The 21,659-nt window shown below is 29.3% G+C and carries 15 protein-coding genes and 1 pseudogene; all 16 read left to right on the top strand.

The genetic code is table 11. The annotated features are described in order from the left end of the window. On the top strand, positions 1 to 492 hold the full coding sequence (locus E7Z81_RS07430; RefSeq protein ID WP_292745894.1) for a DNA methyltransferase: 492 nt from the start codon (positions 1 to 3) through the stop codon (positions 490 to 492). Between the two features lie 52 nt (positions 493 to 544). Beyond that, positions 545 to 1,906 (top strand): site-specific DNA-methyltransferase, encoded by a 1,362-nt coding sequence (locus E7Z81_RS07425; protein ID WP_367263097.1) that lies wholly within the window; start codon positions 545 to 547, stop codon positions 1,904 to 1,906. 8 nt (positions 1,907 to 1,914) lie between these two features. Beyond that, positions 1,915 to 2,400, top strand: coding sequence for a DNA methyltransferase (locus E7Z81_RS07420; protein ID WP_292745892.1), 486 nt, complete (start codon positions 1,915 to 1,917; stop codon positions 2,398 to 2,400). Next, positions 2,397 to 3,827 carry a site-specific DNA-methyltransferase gene (locus tag E7Z81_RS07415; protein ID WP_367263107.1) on the top strand — a complete coding sequence of 477 codons (1,431 nt, stop codon included), beginning with the start codon at positions 2,397 to 2,399 and terminating at the stop codon, positions 3,825 to 3,827. Before E7Z81_RS07420 ends, E7Z81_RS07415 begins: the two co-directional genes overlap by 4 nt. Before the next feature lie 12 nt (positions 3,828 to 3,839). Then, positions 3,840 to 6,812 (top strand): DEAD/DEAH box helicase family protein, encoded by a 2,973-nt coding sequence (locus E7Z81_RS07410; protein WP_292745890.1) that lies wholly within the window; start codon positions 3,840 to 3,842, stop codon positions 6,810 to 6,812. An 18-nt stretch (positions 6,813 to 6,830) separates the two neighbouring features. Then, entirely contained in the window at positions 6,831 to 8,531 is a 1,701-nt protein-coding gene (locus E7Z81_RS07405) for a zinc ribbon domain-containing protein (protein ID WP_292745888.1), read from the top strand. A gap of 1 nt (position 8,532) precedes the next feature. Next, positions 8,533 to 9,053 (top strand): annotated as a pseudogene (locus E7Z81_RS07400) (DUF1802 family protein). Positions 9,054 to 9,121: 68 nt separating this feature from the next. Next, positions 9,122 to 10,039 carry a DUF5655 domain-containing protein gene (locus E7Z81_RS07395; protein ID WP_292745886.1) on the top strand — a complete coding sequence of 306 codons (918 nt, stop codon included), beginning with the start codon at positions 9,122 to 9,124 and terminating at the stop codon, positions 10,037 to 10,039. 12 nt (positions 10,040 to 10,051) lie between these two features. Then, positions 10,052 to 12,208, top strand: a complete 2,157-nt coding sequence (locus tag E7Z81_RS07390) for an AAA family ATPase (protein WP_292745884.1) — start codon at positions 10,052 to 10,054, stop codon at positions 12,206 to 12,208. Then, positions 12,209 to 13,936, top strand: coding sequence for an LlaJI family restriction endonuclease (locus E7Z81_RS07385; protein ID WP_292745882.1), 1,728 nt, complete (start codon positions 12,209 to 12,211; stop codon positions 13,934 to 13,936). Positions 13,937 to 14,073: 137 nt separating this feature from the next. After that, positions 14,074 to 17,139, top strand: coding sequence for an ATP-dependent DNA helicase (locus E7Z81_RS07380; RefSeq protein ID WP_292745880.1), 3,066 nt, complete (start codon positions 14,074 to 14,076; stop codon positions 17,137 to 17,139). After that, a complete protein-coding gene (locus E7Z81_RS07375; RefSeq protein ID WP_292745878.1) occupies positions 17,132 to 17,917 on the top strand; it encodes an AAA family ATPase in 786 nt (261 codons plus the stop codon). The genes E7Z81_RS07380 and E7Z81_RS07375 overlap by 8 nt, the downstream gene beginning before the upstream one ends. A 4-nt stretch (positions 17,918 to 17,921) precedes the next feature. Continuing rightward, positions 17,922 to 18,731 (top strand): hypothetical protein, encoded by an 810-nt coding sequence (locus E7Z81_RS07370; protein ID WP_292745876.1) that lies wholly within the window; start codon positions 17,922 to 17,924, stop codon positions 18,729 to 18,731. A gap of 8 nt (positions 18,732 to 18,739) precedes the next feature. After that, positions 18,740 to 19,084 carry a hypothetical protein gene (locus E7Z81_RS07365; RefSeq protein ID WP_292745874.1) on the top strand — a complete coding sequence of 115 codons (345 nt, stop codon included), beginning with the start codon at positions 18,740 to 18,742 and terminating at the stop codon, positions 19,082 to 19,084. Positions 19,085 to 19,213: 129 nt separating this feature from the next. Then, entirely contained in the window at positions 19,214 to 21,319 is a 2,106-nt protein-coding gene (locus E7Z81_RS07360; protein ID WP_292745872.1) for an ATP-dependent DNA helicase, read from the top strand. Positions 21,320 to 21,415: 96 nt separating this feature from the next. Next, positions 21,416 to 21,577, top strand: a complete 162-nt coding sequence (locus E7Z81_RS07355) for a hypothetical protein (RefSeq protein WP_292745870.1) — start codon at positions 21,416 to 21,418, stop codon at positions 21,575 to 21,577. Positions 21,578 to 21,659: the final 82 nt, after the last annotated feature.

The raw sequence follows: 21,659 nt of genomic DNA, 5'->3' as shown, positions 1-21,659 counted from the left end.
ATGAATGAATCTGTATTAAATGGAGAAAGTAAAGATATAGTTTTAGATAATATTTCTAAATTAAAAGAAATATTTCCAGAGATAGTAACTGAAGATAAAATTGATTTTGATGAATTAAAATTAATTTTAGGGGAAGAGATTGATGATTCTCGTGAAAAGTACTCTTTCACTTGGCCCGGTAAAACTCAAGCTATTAAAGAATCTCAAAAACAATCTACTGGAACTTTAAGGCCTTGTAAGGAAGAAAGTAAGAACTGGGATACAACTCAAAATTTATATATTGAAGGTGATAATTTAGAAGTTCTTAAATTACTTCAAAAAGGTTATTATAATAAGATAAAAGCTATTTATATTGATCCGCCATATAATACAGGTAAAGATTTTATTTATCCAGATAATTATCAAGATAATTTAGAAAATTATTTAAAAATTTCTGGTCAAGTTTTAGATTCTGAAGGAGAGAGAGAGAGAGAGAGAGAGCATTGGAATTAAATTAACTAGTAATCCTGAAACATCTGGAAGATATCATTCAAATTGGTTAAATATGATGTATCCTAGGTTAAAATTAGCTAGAAATCTTCTAAGAGATGATGGTGTAATTTTTATAAGTATAGATGATAATGAAATTGAAAATTTAAAAAAATTGTGTAATGAAATATTTGGTGAGGAAAATTTCATTGGCCAATTTAATTGGTATAAAAGTGAAACTCCACCAAATTTATCTAAAAAAATAAAAAAGAATATTGAATATATTTTAGTTTATGAAAAAATTCTAAATAATTCTAAATATGAAGGTATAATGAAATTTAGTAAAAGTGATAATGGTTTATTAAATCAAACAAACTCTGAAAAAACATTAATATTCCCTAAAAATATTGTAAAGACTAAATTAAAAAATCAAGTATTAAAAAAAGGTTATTATGGAACTGATAATTATAAAATCATTCTTGAAGAAGATACAGAAATTAAAGATGGTATTTTTATTAAAGAGATTAAATTAACTAGTAAATTTAAATGGAGTCAAGAAAAGTTATTAAATGAAATTAGGAATAATACTATAATTTCTATCAAAACTCAGACTTTATCTCCTTCATATGAAAAAGATTCATACGATCCGGAAGTCCCAAAGAATTTCATTGATAAATCAGTTAATGTAGATACAACAGAAAATGCTGGAAAATATTTAAAGAAATTATTTGGTAATAAAAAGATTTTTGATTATCCTAAACCTGTTTCCTTGATGAGATATTTATTAAATTTTTCTAAATCTGAAAATGATGAAATATATCTTGATTTTTTTTCAGGTTCTGCTTCAACGGCTGAATCCATTTTTGAATTAAATATTGAAAATAAACAAAATAATAAGTTTATTTTAGTTCAGATTCCTGAAAATATTGATGATAATACTGATGCATTCAAAGAAGGTTATAGAAACATATGTGAAATTGGTAAAGAGCGTATTAGGCGTGCGGGAGATAAAATTGTTGAAGAATCTGAAAACTCAGATTTAGACATAGGATTTAAAGTATTCAAATTAGATTCTTCTAATTTAGAAAAATGGGATCCTGATTACAATAATCTTCAACAATCTTTAACAATTGATAATATTAAAGAAGATAGAACTAATGAAGATTTAGTTTATGAAATCATGCTAAAATATGGAATTGATTTAACTTTACCAATTGAAGAACACAATAATATTTATTCAATTGGATTTGGAGCATTAGTAATATGTCTTGACAATAATATCACAAAAGAAATAGCTAATGAAATAATAAAATTAACGAAAAACTCTTCATCTTCTAGAGTTGTATTCAAAGACAGTGGTTTTAAATCAGATGCAGATAAAACTAATATTAAAGAAATACTTAAAATTAATCATATTGATGAATTTATAACGATATAGTGGTTAAAATGAATGAAACAAAATTAGATGGGCAAAGTAAAGATATTATTTCAGATAATATTTCTAAATTAAAGGAAATATTTCCTGAAGTAATAACTGAAAATAAAATTGATTTTGAAAAATTACAATCAATTTTAGGAAAAGACATTGATGATTCACGTGAAAAATATTCTTTCACATGGCCTGGAAAAACTCAAGCTATAAAAGAATCTCAAAAACAATCAACCGGAACATTAAGGCCTTGTAAGGAAGAAAGTAAGAACTGGGATACAACTCAAAATTTGTATATTGAAGGGGATAATTTAGAAGTTCTTAAATTACTACAAAAAGGTTATTATAATAAAATCAAAATGATGTATATAGATCCTCCGTATAATACGGGTAGAGAGTTTATTTATCCTGATAATTATAAAGATAATTTAGAAAATTACTTAAAAATTTCAGGTCAAGTTAAGAGTTTAGATAATTCTACACACACACACACAATTGTATAAAGATTTCAACTAATTCAGAATCCAGTGGACGATATCATAGTAATTGGTTGAATATGATGTTTCCAAGATTAAAATTAGCTAGAAACTTATTAACTGATGATGGTGTTATCTTTTTAAGTATTGATGAAAATGAAATAGAAAATCTTAAAAAGTTATGTAATGAGATATTTGGTGAAGAAAATTTTATTGGTTGTGCTGGAAGGATAACTAAAAAAAGTAATAATAAAGGTGATTTTTGGTCTCCAAATTTTGATTATATTTTAACATATGCAAAAAATGTTAATTTAACTCCTCAATTTTCTGGAGGAGCTAATGTTGAAAATTATAAGTTAATAGAACAAGAAGGTCCTCGTAAAGGTGAAAAATACCAATTAGTTAGATTATATATGTCAACTATACGTAATAGAAATCCTGAACAAAGATTTTGGATTGATTGCCCGGATGGTAGTAAAATTATACCTCCTGGTTCCACATTTCCTCCTGAAAGACCAAATTTAGGAGATGGTATATGGAGATGGAGTAGAAAAACATTTGAAGAAAATAAAGATAAAATTGTGGTTAAAAGAGTCAAATCTTCAAATTTATTAGATGAAAATAAAAATCCTGCTAAATGGAATGTGTATACTAAAACATATTTAAATGATGTTTTAGAAAATTCTTCAGCTAAACCGAATAGCTTCATAGAAAATCACATTAATCAAATTGGGTCACATGAATTAAATAAATTAAATATACCATTTGATTATTCTAAACCAACTTCTTTAATAAAATATTTGATGGAAGTATCTAAATTTAAAGAAGGTATAATTTTAGATTTCTTTTCAGGTTCTGCTTCCACAGCAGATGCAGTTTTACAATATAATAATGAAGATAAAAATAATAGAAAATTTATCATGGTTCAAATTCCTGAGGAAATTGATGAAAAATCAAAAGCTTTTAAAGAAGGATTTTACAATATTTGTGAAATAGGAAAAGAAAGAATCAGAAGAGCAGGTGATAAAATCTTAGAAGAATCTAATAACAAAGATTTAGATATAGGATTTAAAGTATTCAAATTAGACTCTTCAAACCTTGAAAAATGGGATCCTGACTACAATAACCTCCAACAATCTTTAACAATAGATAATATTAAAGAAGGCAGAACCAATGAAGATTTAGTTTATGAAATCATGCTTAAATATGGAATTGATCTCACATATCCAATCGAACAAATAGATAACATTTATTCAATTGGTTTTGGAGCTTTAATTATTTGTCTTGACAATAACATCACAAAAGATATTACAAATCAAATATTAAAACTTACAAATAACTCTTCAACTTCAAGAGTTGTTTTCAAAGACAGCGGTTTTAAATCAGACGCTGATAAAACCAACATTAAAGAAATATTAAAAACAAATAATATAGATGAGTTTATAACAATATAGGAGATTTAAAAGATGAAACTTAAATTTGATTCAAATCTTGACTATCAAACTGAAGCTGTAAATGCAGTTACCGACCTTTTTAAAGGTCAAAATGCTATGCATCAGTATTTTACTGTAACTGGTCAGGCTACATTAGACTCAGGTCAAGGTATTGGAAATAAAATAGATATTTCACATGAAGATATTTTAGAAAACTTAAGAAAAATACAGTCTTACCATAAGCTTGCGCCTTCAGAGTCTTTACCAAGCTTAGATTTCAACATTGAAATGGAAACTGGAACTGGTAAAACTTATGTTTATCTAAAAACAATTTTTGAACTCAATAAAAAATACAACTTCACTAAATTTATTATTGTAGTTCCAAGTGTTGCAATCAAAGAAGGAGTTAACAAAACTATTGAAATTACAAAAGAACACTTTAAAAACCTTTATGATAATGTAATTTACGACCACTTTGTTTATGATTCATCAAAACTGGAACAAGTCAGAAACTTTGCTGTTAACTCTAACATCCAGATAATGATTATTAACATTGATGCTTTTAACAAAAGTTTTAAAGACCCATCTAAGGAAACTAAGGCAAATATCATCCACAGGGAACAGGATAAATTAAGTGGATATAAACCAATTGATTTGATTGCTGAAACTAATCCTGTTGTAATCATTGATGAACCTCAATCTGTAATGGGTGGTAAAGGTGAAGAAGCAGTATCATATTTAAACCCTTTATGTACTTTAAGATACTCTGCAACTCATAAGGAAATTCAAAATCTCATCTATAAACTTGATGCTGTTGATGCATCTGAAATGGAACTTGTAAAACAAATTGAAGTTGCAGGTTTTGTATCTGAGGGTTTTCATAATGACGCTTACTTAAAATTAATTTCAACTAATAATAAAAAATCTCCTATAACTGCTAAAATTGAAATTGATGCTAATGTAAAAGGTTCCATTAAAAGAAAAGCTGTTACAGTTAAACAAGGTTCAGACCTATCAGAAGCAAAACTTGGAAACCGTGATGTTTACAATGGTTATGTCGTTGATGAAATTTATTGTGAAGAAGGTAATGAATATGTCACATTCACACAAAAGGATGAAATTTTAAGGATTGGTAAAGTCTTTGGTGATGTTGATGATTTAAAACTTAAAAGAGCGCAAATTCACAAAACCATTGAAGAACACTTAGATAAAGAGCTAGCTTTTGCTAAAGCCGGAAAACAAATCAAGGTTTTAAGTCTCTTTTTCATTGATAAAGTAGCAAATTACAGACAATATGATGAAGAGGGAAATCCAATTAAAGGACCTTACGCTGAAATTTTTGAAGAGGAATATAAAAAAGTCATTAAAAAACCAAAATATTCAACATTATACAATTATGTTGACTTGGATTTAGAAGCATCAGAAGCTCATGACGGATATTTCTCAGTTGATAAAAAAGGAAAAGTTAAGGATACTAAAGAAACAAAAGCTGGAAAAGTCAGAGCAAACAAAGATGATGAATCAACATTTAACCTGATTATGAAAGATAAAGAAAGACTTTTAAGCTTTGATACTAAATTAAAATTCATTTTCTCACACTCTGCATTAAGAGAAGGTTGGGACAATCCTAATGTGTTCCAAATTTGTACTTTAAATGAAACTACTTCAACTATGAAAAAACGCCAAGAGATTGGTCGTGGTTTAAGATTATGTGTTAACCAAGATGGTGAAAGGATTCATGATAAAAACACTAACATTTTAACCATTATGGCAAATGAATCATATGAAGACTTTGCACGTAACTTACAACAAGAAATTGAAGATGAAACTGGGATTAAATTTGGCACAATTCAAAAAACAGCATTTGCTCATATTCCATGGATTAATAAAAAAGGTAATGAAGAACCATTGGGTAAACAGCATTCTCTAGCTATTTTCAATCATTTTAAACTTAAAAAATATATTGATTCAAAAGGAAAAATCCAAGAAGCACTTAAAGTCGCTGTACGTGATGGTACTATTGATATTCCAGAAGACTATGAATCAATAAGACCAGAAATTGTAGAAGTTGTTGAAAAACCAACAAAAGGTATTAAAATCAGACCTGCAAAACAACGTCGTCAGGTTAAAGTTAACAAACATGTTTATTTAAGTCCAGAATTTAAGCAATTCTGGGATTCAATTAAGCATAAAACAACTTATGCAGTTGAATTTGACACAGATGAATTAGTTGAAAAATGTATAACTGCAATGGAAGATTCACTAAATGTTAAAGCTCCAAAATTAATTTACACTAAAAGTGGTGTAACAATTAAAGCCGCTGGAGTTATACCTGATGAAAATGGATACATAACTACAGCTTATTCTGAAGAAGATGAAATTGCCCTACCTGATATTGTAACTTACTTGCAAAATGAAACAGACCTAACAAGAAGAACTATTGTTAGGATTTTAACTGAAAGTGATACATTAAATCAATTTAAAAAGAATCCTCAAGAATACATGCAACAAACTGCTAAATTAATCAATAAAGTAATGAGTATGATGATTGTTGATGGAATTAAATACACAAAAATCGATGATTCATACTCACAAGAGTTATTTAAAAACGATGAGTTATTTGGTTATTTAGAACGTAATATGATTGAAGCTCAACACTCTGTATATGATCACATTATTTATGATAGTGAAGTTGAAAAAGAATTTGCTAAAAGTTTAGATAATGATCCAGAAGTTAAATTGTACACTAAACTTCCAGGATGGTTTAAAGTTGATACTCCATTAGGTAGTTATAATCCTGATTGGGCAGTAATGTTAGATAAAGATGGTGAAACTAATCTTTACTTTGTCGTTGAAACAAAAGGATCAACTGATTATTTGGCACTTAGGCCAACAGAGCAAGCTAAAATTGACTGTGGAAGAAAGCATTTTGAAGCACTTGGAACAAATGTACACTTTGATGTAGCAGATACATATGAGAAATTTAAAACTGATGTAGTTGATTAAATTGGGTTGATTAAAATTATGAATATTCAATGGGATTCAAATATAGATTATCAAGTAGAAGCTGTAAATTCGGTAATAAATATTTTTATAGGTGTCCATTCAGTTAATAATTATTTTACTGTGCCGAGATATTTTTCTTTAGATGTAGGAAATGGTAATTTTATGGATATGCCCAAAGAATATATTTTAGAAAATCTAAAATTTGTTCAGGAGTATAATAAGTTAAATTATACTAATAATTTAGATAAATTAAATTTTGATATTCAAATTGATGGAGAAAAAGGTAAAATTTATGTTTATTTAAGAACTATTTTTGAATTAAATAAACATTATGGTTTAACAAAGTTTATCATTATTGTATTAAATAAATCTCAATTAAATTTTGTTTATAATATTATTGAGGATACTAAAGAACATTTTAAAGAACTTTATAATTCTATTTATTATGATTCATTTTGTTATGATTCTTCAAATTTAGAACTTATTAGAAACTTTGCTGTATCTGATAATATTCAAATCATGATTATGACTTTGGATAGTTTCAATTCTAAAAATAATATTATTAATAATGAAAATGACAAATTTGGAGGAAATAAACCCATTGATTTTATTTCTAAAACTAATCCCGTTGTGATTTTTGATAAATCTCAGAGTAATATTAGTAACATTGCAGAAAAATCAATTGAAATTTTAAATCCCTTATTTACTTTAAATTATTTTTCAAAATCAACTAATATTCATAATTTAATTTACAAATATCCTAATTCGAAAAATGTTAATAAAATGTATAATAGGACCTATTCTGAAAAACAACTTATTACTTATTCATCAGAACCTATTTTAATACAAATGGATTCTGTTTTAGATGAAATTCGTAAGGGAAAAACTAGAAAAGAAGCATCAGAGGTTACAGGAATTCCATTAACAAAAATTGTTAATTGGATTATAGAGGGTAGAAATCATTATGACAAAGATAAAACCTATTTTTATAATGAATTGATAAAAATAGAACAAAATAAAAATAACAAAAAACTTTATTGTGTCAATTGCAGAAAAACTTTTGAAAATAATGAGTATAAGTTTTGCCCATTATGTTCAAGGAAGTTATTTGATGTAACTCGATTAGTTGAAAATGAATTTTATTTATACTGTTCTAATTGTGGAAAAGAATTTAATAATAATTTTAAATTTTGCCCATATTGTGGCAAAACACTTAAAAAAGAATTTAAATTTAAAATAGATTTTGAAAAAGGGATTGTTAAAGCAAAATGGAATAATAGATATGTCTCTGAATATTTAATCAATATTTATGAAGAACAAATGATTATGGCTGATCATCCAATTGTAGGTTTCTTTGAGGTATTCAGAGTAAAAGATAAATGGGATTTGAAATTTAAGAAAGATTCGAAAAATCTTTCAAAAAAACACTCAAAATTAACATTTAACCAAGTTAAAAGTTTACAACAATTTCTCAATTTATATGTTTATATGGGTTATAAATTTAATGAAAAATGTATGTTTATGGATGATAATTTAATAATAACTACTTTTTCTAAGGAATGTGCTAAATTTTATAGTGATGGGATGATGAATTTAGAGGAACTATTAACAGTTTTTAAGAAAAATCAGGTTATAATGGATTTTATACAGGTAAAAAAAGGAAAAAACCAATTATTTTACATATTAGATAAATCAATTAAAAATAGATATGGGGATTAAAATGGATGAAATAACAAAATGCATAAATGAATGGAATGCAACAATTGAAGCATTAGGACAAGGAAAACAAACAGTTTTAATTAGAAAAATTAACACTACTCAAAAAGAATTTTTATTATATCCTACAATTAGCTAGCTAATAAAGAGGATATTCTAGACTCTTTTCAAGAGGAATACAAAGATTTCGTAAAAGATAATCTTTTGCCGAATGGTGAAAACAGAACTTATGAAGTTAAATACTATGCAAAAGTTGAAGAAGTCATAGAAAAATCTTCTTCAAGAATTGGTGCTTTTAATAAATTCCATATCTGGACAAGAGAACATGTTAAAAGTTACTTAAGTAGAAGCTCTGCTAAAATCTGGATTTTAAGAGTTTATAAATTAGATACTCCACAAAAACTTAAAAGATCTAATGGTATGGTTTATGCAAATGTTGAAAAACTAGTTAAACTTGAAGGAACTCCAGTTTTATCAGATGATGAATTTAACAAAATTAAAAATGATATTTTAAAAACTAAATAAGTGAGAATCTTTGATTTTCACTTAATTAAACTTTACAATTTTATACTACTTTTAACATAATTTAAACCATGCCTATTTACAATATCAATGAAAACAATTTATCATTAATTAAAAAAGAGGATTTTAAAAATGAAAGAGAACTTCAAAGATTAACTGAAAATAACTTGGAGGAACTCTTCAATTTAGAATTTGTTGCAACAGAGTTTCAAGTGGATAATTTAAGAATTGACACGCTAGCATATGATAGTGAAACCAATTCTTTTGTAATTATTGAATATAAAAATGTTAAAAATTATAGTGTAATAGATCAAGGTTATAGTTATCTTTCATTATTATTAAATAACAAAGCAGAGTTTGTTTTAAAATATAATCAAGTTTTCAGTAAAAATAATGGTAAAGAAGATTTTGATTTTACACAAACTCGTGTAATGTTTATATCTCCATCATATACTACTTATCAGCTTAAATCTGTTGAGTTTTCAGATATTGCATTTGAATTATGGAAAGTTTCTAAATATTCAAATGACACTGTTTTATTTGATAAGGTAAATAATACTGATACTTCTGCTTCTATTAAACAGGTCACTAATTCTGATAAAAATAAACAAAAAGTAAACAAAGAAATTAAAAAATACACTGAAGCAGATACTTTAAATGGTAAATCTGATGATATTATTTCATTGTATGAAAATTTAAAAGAATATATCTTATCTCAATATGATGATATTGAAATAGTGCATTTAAAATATTATTTGGTTTTTAAAGTTAACAATAAAATAATTGCTTCATTAAGTGTTTTAGCAAAATCTTTAAAAACTTGGATTAATTTAAAAGACAGTGATATTTCAGATCCAGACAATAGAATTAGGGATGTTTCAAATATTGGTCATCATGGTGTAGGTGATTATGAATTCAATATAACTTCTGATGATGATTTTTTTTACTTTAACAGATTGTTTAAACAATCTTATGATGAAAAATTATAATTTGGTGTTTTTATGGTAAATATGTGGATGGTTAGGGCAGGAGAGCAAGCTTTTTTAATAGATAAAATTTTAAAAAACAATATTGTTGCAATTGGTTGGAATTTAGGTGATTTAACAGATAAATCTGATGATGAAATCAGAGAGTTATTCATAAATAAATATAAAAGTACTCGTTCACTCAATCAGGTTTTAAGATTTAAAAATGAAATCAATGTTGGTGATTATGTTCTTTCAGCTAAAGGAGGCACTAAGACATATTTCATAGGAAAAGTCAAATCAGATTATTATAGGTCTCATATTATCACTCAAAAGGATTCTTCCGGAGATAATTATTGCGATGTAAGGGATGTTGAATGGTTAGGTGAAGTTCAAAGGGATTCACTTAAAAAGTCAACTCAAGGAACAGTTGGTACTAATAACACTGTTTTTAAGATTAATGATGATGCTAAAGAAGACATTTTAAAAGTTTATAGTAAAAATATGGATGCAATAGATAATGCTAGTTGCATAATTAGAAAGTTTTTAGATGAAAATAATATTGATGATTTCTCAGAAGATGAAGGTATTTTTGTTAAATTCAGGCAATTGTTCGGTCCTGATGTTTTAGAAAGTCTTGAAGATAGAGATATTATCAATAAAATCTTTTTACATGATAGTGATAAGTCTACTTTGTGTTATAATCTAGAGTTTGTAGATGAATTTAATCATGGAGGAATTGGTGGAGGTTCAGCATATAAATATTCTTTGTTTAAAAGCAATGAAACACATCAATGGACTTCAGGTTCTCCAAAACATCCAAAAATTTTAAATGAATCTGAAGCAATTGAAGTTGGATCTAAAATACGTGATGCTATAGTTAATGGTGCAAAACATATTGAAAATGCTAAATTAGAATCGGTTTCTGACTATGCTCAGCTTGAAAATGATTTAAATGATATTTTCAAAAGTTGTATTGTTAAACCAACAAGTAGTTGGGTACATAAGTATTATGTTTTGATTTTCCCTGAAAAGTTTCCAGCAGTTCATGGTGTGAATATTAAGGATTACACTCTCCGTAAATTTCGTATTGAACCTGAAAATGGTTATTATATTAAAGACGGCCAATATTATCAATTAGCTAAAAAATCAGGTATAAAACTGTATTCTTTGTTGAATAAGGAAATCATTGACTTATTTTTTGAAGGTGAAAATCCATGGGACCCAATAGAAGAAGGCAGATTAACTGATTTAAAAGATTGTAAAAAAATCTCGAAACATTTTGAATCTAGTAAAAAACGTAATTTAATTTACTTTGGAGCTCCTGGAACTGGAAAATCATACAGTTTAAACCAAGATAAAGAGAAATTACTTAAAAGTTTTCCAGATAATTATGAAAGAGTTACTTTTCATCCTGATTACTCCTATGCAAACTTTGTTGGAACATTTAAACCATATCCTGATGGTAAAGACATTATCTACAAATATGTCCCTGGGCCATTTATGAGAATTCTTAAAAAAGCTTTGGAAAACCCTGATAAACCTTATTTATTAATCATTGAAGAAATCAATCGTGCTAATGTTGCAGCGGTTTTTGGTGATGTCTTCCAACTTCTAGATAGAACTGAAAAACACGAATCTGTTTATCCAATTGACACTACCGAAGATATGAAATTATACTTAAACCAAGATAAAATCTTTTTACCGCAAAATCTTTTCATCTGGGCAACTATGAACTCAGCTGACCAGGGTGTTTTCCCAATGGATACTGCGTTCAAAAGAAGATGGGATTTCAAATATTTCGCTATCAACAATGATGAAAATTTAATCAAAGATACATATGTTAATCTAAACAATACAAAGGTCAACTGGAACGACCTCAGAAAAGCAATAAACGATGAATTATTATCATACAAAATCAATGAGGATAAATGTATTGGGCCGTTCTTTGCATTTAATGAATATCACAACAAAGAAATACCAACTGATATCTTCAAAGATACATTCAAGAGTAAAATTATCATGTATTTGTTTGAAGATGCTGCACGCTCTAAAAGAAATGACATGTTCAGCGGTGCAAAGACCAAAAATTATGTAACATACTCTGAAATCTGCGATAAGTTTGATGAAATCGGAATTGAAATCTTTGCAGATGATATTAAAAATCTCTTCATCACAGATGATGGTGAATAAATGAAGAATGTCTACATCAAAGAGTTAAAATACTATTCAAGAAGAAAAATCCTGGAAATTCTTCAAAACGATGAAAACGTCTTGGATAAGCTTTTAAAGTATGATATAGTTAAATTCACAAATGATGGATATCAGTTTGTCTATGTTGGTGTAATAATCATTGAAAATATTATCCTAAATATATATCCCAAATACATTACTTCGGAAAGTAATATAAAAGCAGATTTTAAGCAAGTTATCAACGTAGTTAAAAAATACAACAATGCCCATGATGATTTTCGCTACGAAAACGATGAGCTTGAAGACATTTCATACAATCGGCTGTCCATGATGCTGTTTTTTATAGAGGATTACTATGAAAATGGAGTTTATTCAAACATTCAAAATATCCTTCAAACAAATGGAAATGGTGAAATTGACTGGAACAGAACTGTTAATGAGAATGTTGCAATCCTAAAAGACGGCAAACCATATTACACTGATCTTCAAACAAAATATAAAATTAATGACCTTTTTAACTATTTCAGACTGTTGCATGAATATATCATTACAGAGTGTTCAATATATCTGGAAAAGGCAGGATTGTTGGAACTCTTTGACTTGACTCCTGTTGAGCTTTCAGATAAAGAGCAGGATGATTTTGGAGATATTGATTTAATTTTGCAGAGACTTCAAAAAGAGCTTAATGTTGAGTTTAACACTCAAAAACAGAAGTTACTGCAGTCAATGTATTCTTATATGTCAAATAAAAACGCTCACACCAATGAAAACTATCTGACGTTATATGGAACTCCAGCTTATCATGAAATCTGGGAAGCGGAATGTGCATACATATTTGGAGATAAATTGCATAAACGCTTAAAGGATTTAACTCTTCCAGTTAATCTAAATTCTAAATATCCTTCAAATAAGAAATTGATTGATTTAATTAAAAAACCGAAATGGATTTATAAAAATATCTATCCGAAAGAAGCTGAAGGTACATTTATTCCTGATACTGTAACATTTCATGATAGTGAATTTGTTATTTTGGATGCAAAATATTACAATTTGAAGTTTACACAAGATAATTTAGATGGTCAGCCTGGGCTGGAATCCATTACAAAACAATACTTGTATGAATTGGCATTTAAAGAGTTTATTGAAGATCATGAGTTTAAAGGAGTGAAAAATGCATTTTTATTCCCATCTTACGGCGATAAAATTGAAAATAAAGGTAAAGTTAAACTTGATATCCTCTCTGATTTAGGTTTAGAGGATATTCAGGTCATAATGCTTCCTGCAAGTAAAGTAAATGAAATGTATTTGGATAAAAATATAAAATATTTCACAATCAATGATTTGTTTGAAATCTCCGAAAATATGTTAAGTGAAATCAAAAACAATAAGATTAAAAGTTTAATTAAAAAATTAAATAAATATCGTCAATTTGATGATGCTCCAGATGATTTGCGTAATGATTTCTTAATGGAGTTGAGATTTGCAAAGTTTATCTTTGAAGATCCTAAGGGATTTAAGATTATAGATTACACTGATTCTGAGGTTTTTTTCAGTTTTCAAGTATTCACTGATTTGGATGAGTTTAAAGAAAGTGAAAGTAAATGTGAACCAAAAATTATTGAAATTCATGATTTTGAAAGTTTTTACAGTCCAAAGATTAAATATTTGGAAATAAATGATTATAAAAAAATTCCAATGGCTAAAGTAATGCAGGAAATTTGGAAGTAGTTTATTTCAAAGCAATTAAAATTGATTATTTACATTAATCCATAAAAATAAATCTCTTTTATTTTAGAATTGATTTAATTTAGAAAATTATTTAATTCGAATTTATTAATAAATAATTAATAAGTGGAGGTTAATTTATGGACTTTGTAGGAAATCAGAAGAAAGTTATTGAACACGGAAATGGAACACTTCTCGTAGAAGCAGGACCTGGTTCCGGTAAAACAACAGTTATTGTTGAGAGAATTAAGGAACTTGTTAAACAGGGTGTGGATCCTGAATCTTTTCTTGTAATAACATTTACAACAAAAGCTGCAGACAATCTTAAATTCAAATTAAGAAAGGAGCTTTCAAACAGTACTGTTTTAAAGATGCAGATTTCCACAATCCATTCATTCTGTCTTGAATATTTAAAATCCAAAAACATGTCATTAACACTTTTAGATGATGATACCTCTGAAAAAAAGACATTATTTATTCAGAAATTCAAAAAAGAGTTAGGTTTTGTTAATGAAGCAACAGTTTTTGATTATCAGATTCCTGCCGTATTAAACAAGTTTGGTGAATATACATGTTTTAATGTGGATTCCAATAAATTAATTCACGAAATTAATGATTCAAGAGTAATTACAAAAGATTATCTTGATTTTGTACGTTCAATGGATTATTTTTCCAAAAAGAGAATTGATGATTATGACAAACCCCTTAAAAAGAACAAGGCTGATGATGAAGAATTATTTTCCAAATCATGGTATAATGCTAGATTTCTCCAGATTGCAAAGGCTTATCCCAGATATCTGAAACTATTGGATGAATATAACTATGTTGATTATGACACCTTACAGCTTAAGGCCTTAAAAGAACTGGAAAAAGATCCGGAAACAAAATACACTACAATATTTGTTGATGAGTTTCAGGACACCGACCCTCTGCAGTTCAGGATTTTTGAAGTTTTAAGGAAAAACTGTGAGTATTTCACAGCTGTAGGAGATGTTGACCAGCACATTTATGCATTCAGAAGCTCTTTTAATGACTTTTTCGATGAGCTCATAAGACTGGATAATCCTGATGTTTTAAGTCTGGATGTCAATTTCAGATCCACTGAAAACATTGTAAATTTAACCGAAGCTTTTATCACACCTCAAAGAAAGGAAACTTCACAAAAGCATATGCGAAGTAACGGCAAAGCTTATAACAATCCGAATTTCCTTCTGGTAAATGAGAACAGTGATGATGAGGCTCAAAATGTTTACAATATCATTAAACGTCTAAAAGAAATGGGACTGAAGGATTCTGATATTGCTGTTCTGTACAGAAAACATTCAGACAAGACTATTGCAAATCTTATTGAAAAATTCAACAGTGACGATGATATCAACTATTCAGTAAGGGGTCAGGCCGACCTTGCTTCTCAAAATGAAGTCAAATCTATAATAACTTTGCTGTGGTATCTATCCAGAAATACTCGTTTAGGATATGTTCCGTCAAAAGATGAATTAAAAGAACTGAGTCTTAAAGCATTTTGTGGTGAATACTTTGAACCGGTATTTTGGTCACTTGAGGATTCAACTAAATCATATCTAGCTGACCTGCAGAAAACTTATGAGGATGAAATCTTAAGAATTGAAAATGAAATACGCCAGAACCGTGGTGACGGCAAAGTAAGGGCAGTCCATAATGTCAAAAAGAACGAAGACCAGGACACATTAAATGAAATCTTCAAAAATCTCCAGCTTCCTATAATAAACATTGACAATGTTCATGAAAATGATAAAGAATTCTTCATGAAACTGGATGAGCTTCGAGATAAAATAGAATCAGAAGAACCACCAACAATTCTTTCAGTATTCTATGAGCTTATTGCAATGGGAGATTTGTTCGCCGATACTGAAGCCAACTACAGAAAAATAGCAAACCTTGCAATACTCACACAGACCATAACAAACTATGAATCATTCATATCAGAAACAGACCTAAGAGGAGTAATGTTTTTCATAATGAATTCCATTGAAAACTATGAATCCTATCAAAAGGAAGTTGAAGGTGTTCAGCTGATGACGATCCATGCAGCTAAAGGTCTGGAGTTCCCAGTAACAATAATAACTTCCCTTGAAAAGGACAAGTTCCCAATGGTTTCAAGAGACCCTAATCGTGAAAAGGACTTCATTTTCCCGAATGATACATACTACACTCCAAATGAATGTTTAAAATATAAAACAATACTGAAAGAGGAAAACGGTGAACTTAAACATAAAAGCATTTCAATTGAAGAGGAAAATCATCTGAATGATGAAGAGGAAGACAGGATTTTATATGTTGCAATGACAAGAGCAGCAGATCTGCTTATTTTATCTACAATCGGTGAGATGCCGACTCAAATCGAAAATATCCGTGACTGCACAGTTCCATTCACAATGGAGGAATTAAACAATGTAACAATTGAGGAATCCTATGAAGCTCCAAAAGGAGAACAATTGGTGCTGAACTATTCAAAATACACTCAGTACAAATCATGTCCGTTCAAATATGATTTGGGATATAATCTGGGATTTGCAAGGCCAGGAATAAAGGCTGCAAACAGAGGAACTGTATTTCACGAAATCATGGAAACAGTTAATCTGAAACTTCTTGACGGTGTCAAAGTCAGTGCTGAAGAGCTTTCACAAATCACATATGATACATACAAGTCAATGTTTGATATTGGAGAAAATCCCGAAGAATTCGAAGAGTTCAGGACCAATGTAATAAACTATTATGAGACATATTCTCTTGAAAGAGACGTCATGGCAGCAGAACTTCCATTCGAAATCGACAAGGGAAATTATCTTCTTAACGGTGCAATCGATTTGATTTATAAAGTTTCAGAAGATGAAATTGTAATTCTGGACTATAAATATGCACAATATGATGAAGACCACATTGACGGATACACAAAACAGCTCTACATCTATGCAGCAGCCCTTAAAGAGCTGGATGAATATAAAAATTACACTATCCGAAAAGCAATAACCCACTTTGTTTTAGGAGATTACCAGCATGTCGTTGAAATCAATGATGAAGTAATGGAAAACGAACTCAACGGATTAAATGATGTTGCTGTTGAAATCGGTAACGGGTGCTTTTCAAAGGATTCTGGTGAATGTGACAGATGTTCATACAGGTTAATCTGTAAACCGCAGGAATTTGCAGGTGGGTTAAATGGATAATTTTACTTTAAAAATCAGTGATTTTGCTAAAATCGATTATGCAAATATTGATTTAAAAAAGATTAATGTTGTCGGGGGAGTCAACTCAAGCGGTAAAACAACGGTTGCAAAACTTTTATACTGCTATTTGAAATCCACAGATTTGTTTGAAAATGAAGGTTTATCTAATATCAGCAAAGAAAATATCCAATTCAGCTCAAATAAGGAATTTTCAGATATTTTCTATCTTGAAACAATTTCCGTTCTTGATTTGAAGGACTCTCAAATATTAAATTTAGACCACATAAAGCACATCAAGGAATGTCTGGAGCTTGAAAACAAGAATCATTCCTCAGAACTGGTCTCTAAAATTAAAAGCATCATCAAAGAGGACTGTTATTCTTCATCCGGAATCAAACAGATTGGTGTAATTCAAATTCTATTGGAGAATGGTTCACTTAAAAACAACTCATTTTTAATCATTGATGAACCTGAAAGTAACCTGCATCCAGAATGGCAAATCAAATTTGCTGAAATACTGATTCTTTTAACAAAAGAAATGGACATCACACTATACTTAAACTCATACAGTCCCATATTTATTGAAGCAATTTCACTTTATGCCCAATACTATGATTTAATAGATGACACCAATTTCTATTTAACCAGAAAACAATCCAATAACAAATTTAATTTCAAAAAAATCAACCCTAAAAACATGGGTGAGGTTTATGAGAATCTAACCAGACCCTATGATAGGCTGGATAAACTGAAAGCTCAAATTTTATTTAAGGAGTAGGAAAATGACATTAACGTCTGATGAAATTAAATTCGTTGAATTTCTCAAATCATTCAGTCAGTTCTACTGGCCGTCACACAAAATTGCCGAAAACTCAAAAGGAGTCTCCATTTTACCTCATGACGGCAATAAAAACGAGTTCAAGATGTATGCCTTGGATGAAATATGTCATTCATGTTCTATTTTCAAGGAAGGTGGGGTTTGGTTTACTCCAAAGACAACTGATGCAATCTGGTATAAAAAAGAGGGAGATAACTTTTTCATTTTTCTCATTGAATTCAAGGGAGATTTCCTGTGCAAAACCTCAAGTAAATGTTCATTGGTTGAAGTTGTCGACAGTTTAAAAGCCAAGAATTACTATGATGAACTTTCACCTGAAATAACTTCTCTTGACAAAATTGTTGATAAATATTCTGACAGGATGCTAAACGGACTTGCATCAAAGCCACTAGAAACAGTTACAATAGCTTTACCTCTGATTTATGAGGAATATTACACTAACAATAATGTAGAATATCTAGATATCAGAAAATTTTTAAGCAGTTCACGGATAATCTACCGTGTCGTTTCAATTTCCGAGGATTATGAACCAAACAGGCAGAGAACAAGAGGAAGATCCTACAGATGCTCCAATATGATTCCCTCAGCATGTAAAAAATTAGCTCGTGAAAGGCATGATAAAGAATTGGAAGCCTCTTATGAATCAAGTCTGCAGACCTATCACAGAAGATACGAGAAAGCAGGAATTGTATTCAGTGCAGGTTTTGTAGACAATATTGCATTTAACAATTTCATTGAAAACTATTTGAAATAGGTGATAGAATGAACGGAAGGGAGAAATGTGAACTGATTAATCAAATCAGGCAGAAAATTGCCGATAACAATAACATTGATTTTGTAATATATGACTGTACTTTTGATGGTGAATGCACTGGAAGATGTGCAAAATCAGATTCTGAGCTTAATTATCTTGAAAGAGAGCTTGAAAAAAGGCAAAACGAAGGTGTAAAATTAAACATTAATGGGGTTTTTGCTTTGGATATTGAAGATAAAACAATTGAAACTCAACAAGATAAATCTATAAAGAGGCAGGAAAAATTAGAAAAACTCATGGAAAATCCGGAGTTGAGTGATTTGCCTCCAAGATATATGGACATGTTGCTTTAATAAAAAAATCTATTGTAATTACTTCTCAAACGCTCTCGGATAAAATGCTTTATATATCACTAACTGAGTTAATGTATGATATCATTAACTAAACATAACTGTTTTGGTTATAATTTGTGAGTGGATAAAATGGCCTGGGAGTATTCTAATTATTCAAAAATCAATCCTGAAGTTGCTAAACATTTCCCGTTCAGCCATCCCAGACAGTTCCAGCTTGAAACAATCTCAGAAATCCTAGAAGCAATTAATAAGGGATATAAATATATTGTACTTGAGGCAGGAACAGGTACTGGAAAATCAGCAATTGCAGCAACTCTTTCACAGATGTTTGACTCATCATTTATTCTGACGATAACAAAACAGCTTCAGGACCAGTACTTAAATGATTTCAATGATTTAGGATTTAAATTAGTCAAAGGAAGGGGTAATTTTCAGTGCAGGAATTATCAAAAAGATGGTATTATCCAAAGCTGTGATTTAGGAAAATGTGTTGTTGAAGGCCATTCCTGTAAATTTTCACTAAATAATCATGAAAAACAAAAAATTACCAAAGAAAATACCTGTGAATACTATTATCAAAAATTTTTAGGATTAAACTCAAAAGTGACAATTGCCAATTACCATTACATGGTTATGGAGCTCAATTATGTAAGCGATTTTTCAAAAAGAACGATGATGATTTGCGATGAGGCTCACAACATCGAGTCAATGATGATGAACCAACTCACTCTTGAATTTGACAGACATGATTTAAAGCAATATCTCAAGTTCAACCTTTCCAAAGAGTTAATTAATCAGCTGAGTGATGGTAACTGCACGGATTGGATTAGTTTCGTTGAAAAAATCAAAACAAAATATGAAATAGAACTTTCTAAAATAGAAAATATTGACAATCCCCAGTTAAGAGAAAAGAAAATTTTTATCAAAAACATGATTGGAGACTGTGAGAGATTTTTAAACCATATATATTTAGATTCTGAAATGTGGATTTTTGACTATGACAAAGAATTTGGAATTGCTCAGTTCAAACCTCTTAAAATCGACAATTACGCCAGAGAAACTCTTTTCAATCATGCTGATGTATGCATTTTCATGAGTGCAACCATCTTGGATTACAGGCTTTTTGCAAACTGGCTTGGAATATCTCCTGATGATATATATGCAATAAGGAGAAAAAGCCCATTTAATATCAAAAGAAATCCTATTAAAACATATAACAGTTTTAACATGTCTTACAGTCTTCTTGAAAAGACAGCTCCACAAACTGTTCCAATTATCAAAGAAATATTAGATAAACACAAAAATGACAAGGGAATTATACATACAGTCAGTGCAAAATGCAGGGATTTTCTAATAGATAACATCAAATCAGACAGATTCATCACCCATGATACACAAAACAGATCTGAAATTATAAATGAATTTAAATGTTCCAATGAACCTAAAGTATTGGTTTCACCTTCTGTTAATGAGGGTATTGACCTTCCGGGCGATGAATGCAGATTTCAGATAATCTACAAGATTCCCTATCCTGATTTGGGTGACCGTCAGATATCCATGAGAAATGCTATTGACCCGAAATGGTATGACTACAAAACATCCCTTGCACTGGTTCAGACTCATGGAAGAGGCATGAGATTTGAAAAAGACTACTGCACAACATATTTCATTGACAGTAGACTTGACGGATATCTATCACATGACTTTTTCATGAACCATTTCATTCCGGATACATTTATTGATGCAATTGATAATTTATCAAATGATGATTTAGGTGAAAAAACTATTATAACTGAAGATTTGCCAGATATTAAAGAAAAAGCAGATTTAAAATATGATTTGATTCAAAATGGAATTGATCTTTTAAAGGATGGTAAAACTGAAAAAGCAATTGGTTTTTACAATGATTTACTTCATAATGAGCTTTTCAGCAATGATTATTATCCCTATCTTAAACTTTCAGAGATATATTCTGATACATATATGTATGAAGAAGAAATCCAAATCATTGTTAAGTTTTTTAAATCAGGAATATCTGCATCTAAAGACATTTTAAATGAGTTCAAAAAACGCCTGAAGAGATTGGATAATATGGGATATTTTGACTATAAATCCAATATGGAAAGTCTTGAATATGAATTTATTCAAAAGAATAGTGTTAATATTAAAAATACTGTTCCACTCGCTGATAAAATCATTAAAAGCCGATTGTTTAATAGTCGCATAAACAAATAATCTCTAGAAGAGGCATCAATTAATGCTGATGTTGATGTCAATGCAACAAAACGTTTCATCAGGACTGGTGAGAAGGGATCTGAAATTTACAAGCCGTTGTATGACTATTATGTATCTGAAATTATTCCTCAAAAACTGTCTAAATTCCTTGAGGCAAATGAAAACAAAACCATTAGAAAATCCTTTGAAATAGCTGATTTGAGAGAAGAAGACGCTGAAAAATACTATCAATTAGGTAAAGATGGTGATGAAAAATAAGGGAATTTTATCTTTAAAATTCGAGAATACCTCGACTTCTGCAAGTCGGGGATGAATCGAAAAGTTGGGTGTACTTTTGTTA

The sequence above is a fragment of the Methanobrevibacter sp. genome (genome assembly GCF_015062935.1).
Classification (GTDB): Archaea; Methanobacteriota; Methanobacteria; order Methanobacteriales; family Methanobacteriaceae; genus Methanocatella.
This window is presented reverse-complemented; position numbering and strand designations above follow the sequence as displayed.

Excerpts from the sequence above, each read along its gene's own strand:
- E7Z81_RS07430 (WP_292745894.1), top strand. The coding sequence starts at position 1 with ATGAATGAATCTGTATTAAATGGAGAAAGTAAAGATATAGTTTTAGAT.
- E7Z81_RS07425 (WP_367263097.1), top strand. The coding sequence starts at position 545 with ATGATGTATCCTAGGTTAAAATTAGCTAGAAATCTTCTAAGAGATGAT.
- E7Z81_RS07420 (WP_292745892.1), top strand. The coding sequence starts at position 1,915 with ATGAATGAAACAAAATTAGATGGGCAAAGTAAAGATATTATTTCAGAT.
- E7Z81_RS07410 (WP_292745890.1), top strand. The coding sequence starts at position 3,840 with ATGAAACTTAAATTTGATTCAAATCTTGACTATCAAACTGAAGCTGTA.
- E7Z81_RS07405 (WP_292745888.1), top strand. The coding sequence starts at position 6,831 with ATGAATATTCAATGGGATTCAAATATAGATTATCAAGTAGAAGCTGTA.
- E7Z81_RS07395 (WP_292745886.1), top strand. The coding sequence starts at position 9,122 with ATGCCTATTTACAATATCAATGAAAACAATTTATCATTAATTAAAAAA.
- E7Z81_RS07390 (WP_292745884.1), top strand. The coding sequence starts at position 10,052 with ATGGTAAATATGTGGATGGTTAGGGCAGGAGAGCAAGCTTTTTTAATA.
- E7Z81_RS07385 (WP_292745882.1), top strand. The coding sequence starts at position 12,209 with ATGAAGAATGTCTACATCAAAGAGTTAAAATACTATTCAAGAAGAAAA.
- E7Z81_RS07380 (WP_292745880.1), top strand. The coding sequence starts at position 14,074 with ATGGACTTTGTAGGAAATCAGAAGAAAGTTATTGAACACGGAAATGGA.
- E7Z81_RS07375 (WP_292745878.1), top strand. The coding sequence starts at position 17,132 with ATGGATAATTTTACTTTAAAAATCAGTGATTTTGCTAAAATCGATTAT.
- E7Z81_RS07370 (WP_292745876.1), top strand. The coding sequence starts at position 17,922 with ATGACATTAACGTCTGATGAAATTAAATTCGTTGAATTTCTCAAATCA.
- E7Z81_RS07365 (WP_292745874.1), top strand. The coding sequence starts at position 18,740 with ATGAACGGAAGGGAGAAATGTGAACTGATTAATCAAATCAGGCAGAAA.
- E7Z81_RS07360 (WP_292745872.1), top strand. The coding sequence starts at position 19,214 with ATGGCCTGGGAGTATTCTAATTATTCAAAAATCAATCCTGAAGTTGCT.